At 71.2% G+C, this 7,453-nt stretch carries 6 protein-coding genes; 2 read left to right on the top strand and 4 right to left on the bottom strand.

Features of this window, described 5'->3' with window-relative positions; translation table 11 throughout:
• Positions 1-46: 46 nt before the first annotated feature.
• The gene (gene glmS, locus HW445_RS13190; protein WP_180221213.1) at positions 47-1,939 is read right to left on the bottom strand and encodes a glutamine--fructose-6-phosphate transaminase (isomerizing); all 1,893 of its coding nucleotides are present in this window, start codon (positions 1,937-1,939) and stop codon (positions 47-49) included.
• A gap of 320 nt (positions 1,940-2,259) precedes the next feature.
• On the opposite strand from glmS, the gene coaA reads away from it, so the two are divergent.
• Positions 2,260-3,252, top strand: a complete 993-nt coding sequence (gene coaA, locus HW445_RS13185) for a type I pantothenate kinase (protein ID WP_308799027.1) — start codon at positions 2,260-2,262, stop codon at positions 3,250-3,252.
• 24 nt (positions 3,253-3,276) lie between these two features.
• Positions 3,277-4,224 (top strand): DUF389 domain-containing protein, encoded by a 948-nt coding sequence (locus HW445_RS13180; RefSeq protein WP_180221211.1) that lies wholly within the window; start codon positions 3,277-3,279, stop codon positions 4,222-4,224.
• A 192-nt stretch (positions 4,225-4,416) separates the two neighbouring features.
• On the opposite strand, the gene glmM is transcribed toward HW445_RS13180, so the two are convergent.
• From glmM to rplM, 3 genes are all read right to left on the bottom strand, one after another.
• A complete protein-coding gene (gene glmM, locus HW445_RS13175) occupies positions 4,417-5,775 on the bottom strand; it encodes a phosphoglucosamine mutase (protein ID WP_180221210.1) in 1,359 nt (452 codons plus the stop codon).
• A 241-nt stretch (positions 5,776-6,016) separates the two neighbouring features.
• The gene (rpsI, locus tag HW445_RS13170) at positions 6,017-6,529 is read right to left on the bottom strand and encodes a 30S ribosomal protein S9 (protein ID WP_151771756.1); all 513 of its coding nucleotides are present in this window, start codon (positions 6,527-6,529) and stop codon (positions 6,017-6,019) included.
• Positions 6,530-6,571: 42 nt separating this feature from the next.
• The gene (rplM, locus tag HW445_RS13165) at positions 6,572-7,015 is read right to left on the bottom strand and encodes a 50S ribosomal protein L13 (RefSeq protein WP_151771757.1); all 444 of its coding nucleotides are present in this window, start codon (positions 7,013-7,015) and stop codon (positions 6,572-6,574) included.
• Between the last annotated feature and the right edge of the window lie 438 nt (positions 7,016-7,453).

Below are 7,453 nucleotides of genomic sequence, written 5' to 3'. Positions count from 1 at the left end.
CGGCACCGGCACCGGCACCGGGCGTAGGGGCGCGCCCGCCGGGCCGTCACTCCACCGTGACGGACTTCGCCAGGTTCCTCGGCTGGTCCACCTCGTTCCCGCGCGCCGTCGCCAGCTCGCAGGCGAACACCTGGAGCGGGACCGTCGCCACCAGCGGCTGGAGGAGCGGCGGCGTGGCGGGGATCCGCACCAGGTGGTCGGCGTAGGGCACCACCGCCTCGTCCCCCTCCTCCGCGATGACGATGGTCCGCGCGCCCCGCGCCCGGATCTCCTGGATGTTGGAGACGATCTTGTCGTGCAGCACCGCGCGGTCGCGGGGCGAGGGCACGACCACCACCACCGGCACGCCCTCCTCGATCAGCGCGATCGGCCCGTGTTTCAGCTCGCCCGCCGCGAACCCCTCGGCGTGCATGTAGGCGAGCTCCTTCAGCTTGAGCGCGCCCTCCAGTGCCACCGGGTGGCCCACGTGCCGGCCGAGGAACAGCACGGTGTTCCGGGAGGACAGCGAACGCGCCAGCTCCCGCACCGGCTCCATCGTCTCCAGCACCCGCTCCACCGCGCCGCCGATCCCCGACAGCTCCCGCACCTGCTCGCGGATCTCCTCCCCCGAACGGGTGCCGCGTACCTGGCCCAGGTACAGGGCGACCAGGTAGCAGGCGACCAGCTGGGTCAGGAACGCCTTGGTGGAGGCGACCGCGACCTCCGGCCCGGCGTGGGTGTACAGCACCGCGTCCGACTCACGCGGGATGGTCGCTCCGTTGGTGTTGCAGATGGCCACCACCTTGGATCCCTGCTCCCGCGCGTGACGCAGCGCCATCAGGGTGTCCATGGTCTCCCCCGACTGGGAGATGGCGATCACCAGCGCGCGTGGCCCCAGGATCGGGTCGCGGTACCGGAACTCGCTGGCCAGGTCCACCTCGCAGGGGACGCGTGTCCAGTGCTCGACGGCGTACTTGGCGATCAGTCCGGCGTGGTAGGCGGTGCCGCAAGCGACGATCACCACCTTGTCGACCTCGCGCAGTTCCTCCGGCGAGATCCGCAGCTCGTCCAGCGAGAGGTGGCCCGAGCCGTCGATCCGCCCCAGCAGGGTGTCCGCGACCGCCTTGGGCTGCTCGGCGATCTCCTTGAGCATGAAGTAGTCGTAGCCGCCCTTCTCGGCGGCGGAGGCGTCCCAGTCGATGTGGAACTCCCGCACCTCCGCGGGCAGCCCGTCGAAGCCGGTCACCGTCACCGCGACCGTCCCGCCGGTCCCGTCCGGGGCGCCCGGGGCGCCGGCCCCGTCGCGGCGCAGCTCGACGACCTGGTCCTGGCCCAGCTCGATGGCGTCCCGGGTGTACTCGATGAACGCGGACACGTCCGAGGCGAGGAACCCCTCGCCCTGGCCCACCCCGACCACCAGCGGCGAGTTCCGCCGGGCGCCGACCACCACCCCGGGCTCCTCCGCCGCGACCGCCACCAGGGTGAACGCGCCCTCCAGCCGCCGGCACACCAGCCGCATCGCCTCGGCGAGCCCGCCGCACGCCGAGTACTCCTCCGCCAGCAGGTGGGACACCACCTCCGTGTCGGTCTCCGAGGTGAGGCGGTGGCCTCGTTCCTCCAGCTCGGCGCGGAGCCGCGCGAAGTTCTCGATGATGCCGTTGTGCACGACGGCGACCCGGCCGGCATCGTCCAGATGCGGGTGGGCGTTCACGTCGTTGGGCGCACCGTGGGTGGCCCAGCGGGTGTGCCCCAAACCGGTGGTGGCGGCCGGGAGGGGGCGCTCACCGAGCTCCTTCTCCAGGTTGACCAGCTTCCCCGCCTTCTTGGCCACCGCCAGCACGCCGTCGGCGAGGACCGCCACGCCCGCCGAGTCGTAGCCCCGGTACTCCAGCCTCCGCAGCCCCGCCGTCACGACCTCCAACGCCGCCTGACGGCCCACATATCCCACAATTCCGCACATGTTTCACACCCTAGGTGCGGCCCCGCGACCGCGCGGCCGGTCGTGGTCCGTTCGGGCCTCCCCGACGCCCCGGTCAGCGGCGGTTCCCCGCAGCCCCCACCACCGGAGCACATCCGGAACCCATCCGGAGCGCAGCCGGAGCGCAGCCGGAGCGCAGCCGGAGCCCGCCCGAGGCGCTCCCGAGACCCGCCCGAGCCGCGCCTGACCCGTGCCTGACCCGGGCCGCCCCACTCCGCTCCCGCCAGGCACGACCGCCGCCACCGCCGTCCTAGTGACGCACCCCACCCCGCGGCCCGGACGGACGCCCGTAACAATGGACTGTGATCTCTCCGGCCTCCCCGATGCCCTCAGGCGGCGCCCACCGGTCCCGGCCGGAAGCGACCCCGTACGTGGACCTGACCCGCCAGGAGTGGAGCGCGCTGCGTGACAAGACGCCGCTCCCCCTCTCCGCGGAGGAGGTCGAGCGCCTGCGCGGCCTCGGCGACGTCATCGACCTGGACGAGGTCCGGGACATCTACCTGCCGCTCTCCCGGCTGCTCAACCTCTACGTGCGCTCCACGGACAACCTGCGGTCCTCCCTGAACACCTTTCTCGGCGAGAAGGGCTCCCAGTCGGGGACACCGTTCGTCATAGGGGTGGCCGGCTCGGTCGCGGTCGGCAAGTCGACGGTCTCCCGGCTGCTGCAGGCGCTGCTCTCCCGCTGGCCGGAGCACCCGCGCGTCGAACTCGTCACCACCGACGGTTTCCTGCTGCCCACCCGCGAGCTCCAGGCGCGCGGGCTGATGGAGCGCAAGGGCTTTCCCGAGTCCTACGACCGCCGGGCGCTGACCCGGTTCGTCGCCGACATCAAGGCCGGCAAGGACGAGGTCACCGCGCCGGTCTACTCGCACCTGATCTACGACATCGTCCCCGGCGAGAAGCTGACGGTCCGCCGGCCCGACATCCTGATCGTCGAGGGCCTCAACGTCCTGCAGCCCGCCCTCCCCGGCAAGGACGGCCGCACCCGGGTGGCACTGGCCGACTACTTCGACTTCAGCGTCTACGTCGACGCCAAGGCGGAGGACGTCGAGAAGTGGTACCTGCACCGCTTCCGCCGGCTGCGCGACACGGCGTTCCAGAACCCCGAGTCGTACTTCCGCCGGTGGACCCAGGTCTCCGAGGAGGAGGCCCTGGAGTACGCCCGGCGGACCTGGCGGACCATCAACGGGCCCAATCTGGTGGAGAACGTGGCGCCCACCCGTGGCCGGGCCACGCTGGTCCTGCGCAAGGGCCCGGACCACAAGGTCCAGCGACTGCGCCTGCGCAAACTCTGAGCACCGCCCGCTAGTCTGCCGCGCATGCTGCACCTGCGACTGATCACACCGTCCGGACGGACGGACGAGGTGATCGCACTCCTCCGCAAGACCGCCGGCTGCACCCATCTGGTCGTCCTCCCCGGCGCGGCCAGGGAACCGGCGGGCGACCTGATGACGGTGGACGTCGCCCGTGAGGCCGCCGACGAGGTGATCGCCGGGCTGCGCGCGATGGGCCTCGACCGGGAGGGCTCCATCAGCGCCGACAACCTGGACCTGTCGCTCTCCCGGCACGCGGACCGGGCCGAGGAGGAGGCGCCCGGCGAGGGCGCCGACGCGGTGGTCTGGGACCAGCTGGAGGAGGCGACCCACGAGGAGTCCAGCTTCTCCTGGACCTATGTGGCCTTCCTGTCGCTGGCCACCATGATCGCGGCCTGCGGTGTGGTGCTGGACAACGCGGTGCTGATCGTGGGCGCCATGGCGGTGGGCCCGGAGTTCGGGCCGCTCGCCGGGTTCTGCACGGCACTGGTCAGGCCCGCGCCGCGGCTGGCGGTGCGCTCCTTGATCGCTCTGCTGGGCGGTTTCGCGGCGGCCATGGCTCTGACGGTGCTGTTCAGCTTCCTGATGACCGGGCTGGGCCTCTTCAGCGCCGAGCAGCTCGCGGCGAAGCGGCCCAACACCGCGTTCATCTACGCGCCGGACGCCTTCTCCTTCGTGGTCGCCCTGCTGGCGGGCTGCGCGGGCATGCTCTCGCTGACCTCGGCCAAGTCGGGCGCCCTGGTCGGCGTCGCCATCTCGGTCACCACGGTCCCGGCGGCCGCCAACGCCGCCGTCGCCTTCGAGTACGACTACTACGGGCAGGCGTGGGGGTCGTCGCTCCAGCTCCTGGTGAACCTGGGGGGCATCGTCCTGGCGGGCACGCTGACCCTGCTGGTCCAGAAGGCGAGCTGGTCCCGCAAACTCCGCCGCCACCCCCTCACCGGCACGCCCTGAACCGGCCGAGCGGTGCGGCGCGGAAAGGCGGCGCGGAAGGGGCGGCGCGAAGAGGATCGCGCGGAAGGGCCGCGCGGAAGGGCCGCGCGGAAGGGCCGCGCGGAAGGGCCGCGCGGAAAGGCGGGGCCGAAAAAACGGCGATGAAGGGCGCGGGGGCCGCATCCGGCCCGCCGCCCCTCCCGTCCGGCCGGGTCAGCCCAGCGCGGACTTGACGACGTCGGCCAGCCGCCCGGCCACCGACTCGGCCTGGTGGATGTCGGCCGCCTCGACCATCACCCGCACCAGCGGCTCGGTGCCGGACGGCCGCAGCAGCACCCGCCCGGTGGTGCCCAGCTCGCGCTCCGCCTCGTCCACGGCGGCGGCCAGCTCGGCGGAGGTGGAGACGCGCGCCTTGTCGACGTCGCGCACGTTCACCAGCACCTGCGGCAGCCGCTCCATCACCGAGGCCAGCTCACGCAGCGAACGTCCGCTCGCCGCGATCCGGGCCGCGAGCAGCAGGCCGGTGAGGGTGCCGTCGCCGGTGGTGGCGTGGTCGAGGGCGATCACGTGGCCGGACTGCTCGCCGCCCAGCGCGAAGCCGTTCTCCTTCATCTCCTCCAGCACGTAGCGGTCGCCGACCGCGGTCTGGACGAGCTGGATGCCCTCGCGCTCCATGGCGAGCTTGAAGCCCAGGTTGGACATCACGGTCGCGACCACGGTGTCCGCGCGCAGCACGCCGCGCTCCCGCATCGCCAGGGCGAGGATCGCCAGGATCTGGTCCCCGTCGACCTCCTCGCCGGTGTGGTCGACCGCGAGGCACCGGTCGGCGTCGCCGTCGTGCGCGATGCCCAGGTCCGCGCCGTGCTCGACGACCGCGGCCTTGAGCTTGCCGAGGTGGGTGGAGCCGTAGCCGTCGTTGATGTTGAGGCCGTCCGGCTCGGCGCCGATCGTGACGACCCGGGCGCCGGCCCGCTCGAAGGCGGCCGGGGAGACCTGGGACGCGGCGCCGTGGGCCTCGTCGAGCACGACCGTCAGGCCGTCGAGCCGGTTGGGGAGCACGCCGAGCAGGTGCGCGACGTAGGTCTCCAGGCCCTCCAGGTGTTCACCGACCCGGCCGACGCCCGCACCGGTCGGCCGGTCCCACGGGGCGCCGGTGCTGTGCTCGCGGTAGACGGCCTCGATGCGGTCCTCGAGCTCGTCGGCCAGCTTGTGGCCACCGCGGGCGAAGAACTTGATGCCGTTGTCGGGCATGGCGTTGTGGCTGGCGGAGAGCATCACGCCGAGGTCCGCGCCGAGCACACCGGTCAGGTGGGCGACCGCGGGGGTGGGCAGCACACCCACCTTGAGCACGTCCACGCCCGCACTGGCGAGACCGGCCACCACGGCGGCCTCCAGGAACTCTCCGGACGCGCGCGGGTCCCGTCCGACGACCGCCTTGGGGCGATGCCCCTCGAAGGTGCCCGCCTCGGCCAGTACGTGCGCCGCCGCCACGGAGAGACCGAGCGCGAGCTCGGCCGTCAGGTCCGCGTTGGCGACACCTCGTACACCGTCCGTGCCGAAGAGTCGTCCCACTGGTCCTCCAGAGAAGTGCTGCATCAGATGTGCTGCGCCGCAGGGGCTGCGTCGCAGGTGCCGCGTCGGAAGTTCTGCATCGTGACGAACGCCGCACCAGAGGCCCTATGAGCCTTACAGCACATTGTTCCCTTATATGACTGTCGCCGCTGATAAACGAACGCCCCGGCGGCACAAAGTGAGTGCCGCCGGGGCGTTCGGACGTACTGCGGGTCTGCCGTACGTACAGGCAGCGCCGGGTTTAGCGCTTGCTGTACTGCGGGGCCTTACGGGCCTTCTTCAGACCGGCCTTCTTGCGCTCGACGGCACGCGCGTCGCGGCTCAGGAAGCCGGCCTTCTTCAGCGCGCCACGGTTGTTGTCGACGTCCGCCTCGTTCAGCGCACGGGCGACACCCAGACGGAGCGCACCGGCCTGGCCGGAGACGCCGCCACCCGCGATGCGGGCGATGACGTCGTAGCGGCCCTCGAGCTCGAGCACCTTGAAGGGCTCGTTGACTTCCTGCTGGTGCACCTTGTTCGGGAAGTAGTCCTCGAGGGTGCGACCGTTGATCTTCCACTTGCCGGTGCCCGGGACGATCCGGACGCGGGCGATGGCGTTCTTGCGACGGCCCAGGCCGGCGGCCGGCTGGGGCTCGCCGAAGCGGGAGGCCATGGACTCCGAGGTGTACTCACCCTCGACGGGGACCTCGGACTCGGTGGTGTAGCTGTCGATGTCAAGCTCTTCGAGCGGCTGCTCGGCAGTGGTCTCGGCCACGATTCTCCTCAGATTCTCTTCAGGCTTAGGGGGTGGCCGTACTTACTGCGCGACCTGGGTGATCTCGAACGGAACCGGCTGCTGGGCAGCGTGCGGGTGGTTCTCGCCCGAGTAGACCTTCAGCTTGGAGAGCATCTGACGGCCCAGGGTGTTCTTGGGGAGCATGCCCTTGACGGCCTTCTCGATGGCCTTCTCCGGGTTCTTCGCGAGCAGCTCGTCGTAACGAACCGAACGCAGACCGCCCGGGTAGCCGGAGTGGCGGTAGGCCATCTTCTGGGTCTTCTTGTTGCCGGACAGGTGCACCTTGTCCGCGTTGATGATGATGACGAAGTCACCAGCGTCGACGTGGGGCGCGTAGATCGGCTTGTGCTTGCCCCGCAGGAGGGAGGCAGCGGTGGACGCCAGACGGCCGAGGACGACGTCCTGGGCGTCAATGACGTGCCACTGGCGGGTGATATCGCCGGGCTTGGGGCTGAACGTACGCACGGTTCGTGGCCTTCGCTATCTTCAGTGAATGGTCCTAGACAAGGTCACCGAAGCGATCACGACAGCCCTGACCGCACTGCGGTGACGCATACCGCGTGCTGGTCGCTGGTCATCGGCCCGGTGGACCGGTGTAAGGGCCCGTCCCGTGAGAATGAGCAAGCCAATACACAACGAACATGCAGGCTACCCTCCGCCCCGCCCATGGGTCAAAACGCCCGCGCCTCACGCCCCGCGCGGCGGCCCGTCTAGGATGCGCGGCATGAGTTATGGGCAGGGGGGGCCTGGGCCACAGCAGTGGGACCCTTGGAAGCCCCAATCGCAGCAGCCGGACGCCGTCGCGCCTCAGCCGTGGTCGCAGGGCGGCACCGACGCATCAGGGGGGCCCGACTGGGAAGCCCTCGCCGAGGCCTCCGCGGCCAAGGCCAGACGCCGCCGGTT

It is taken from the genome of Streptomyces sp. UH6 (genome assembly GCF_013421635.1).
GTDB lineage: Bacteria > Actinomycetota > Actinomycetes > Streptomycetales > Streptomycetaceae > Streptomyces > Streptomyces abyssomicinicus.
The sequence above is the reverse complement of the archived record's forward strand: the minus strand, read 5'-3'. Positions and strand labels throughout refer to the sequence as shown.

Bases quoted from the DNA above. Each gene is read 5' to 3' on its own strand.
- HW445_RS13180 (WP_180221211.1), top strand. From the start codon at position 3,277: ATGCTGCACCTGCGACTGATCACACCGTCCGGACGGACGGACGAGGTG.
- glmS (WP_180221213.1), bottom strand. From the start codon at position 1,939: ATGTGCGGAATTGTGGGATATGTGGGCCGTCAGGCGGCGTTGGAGGTC.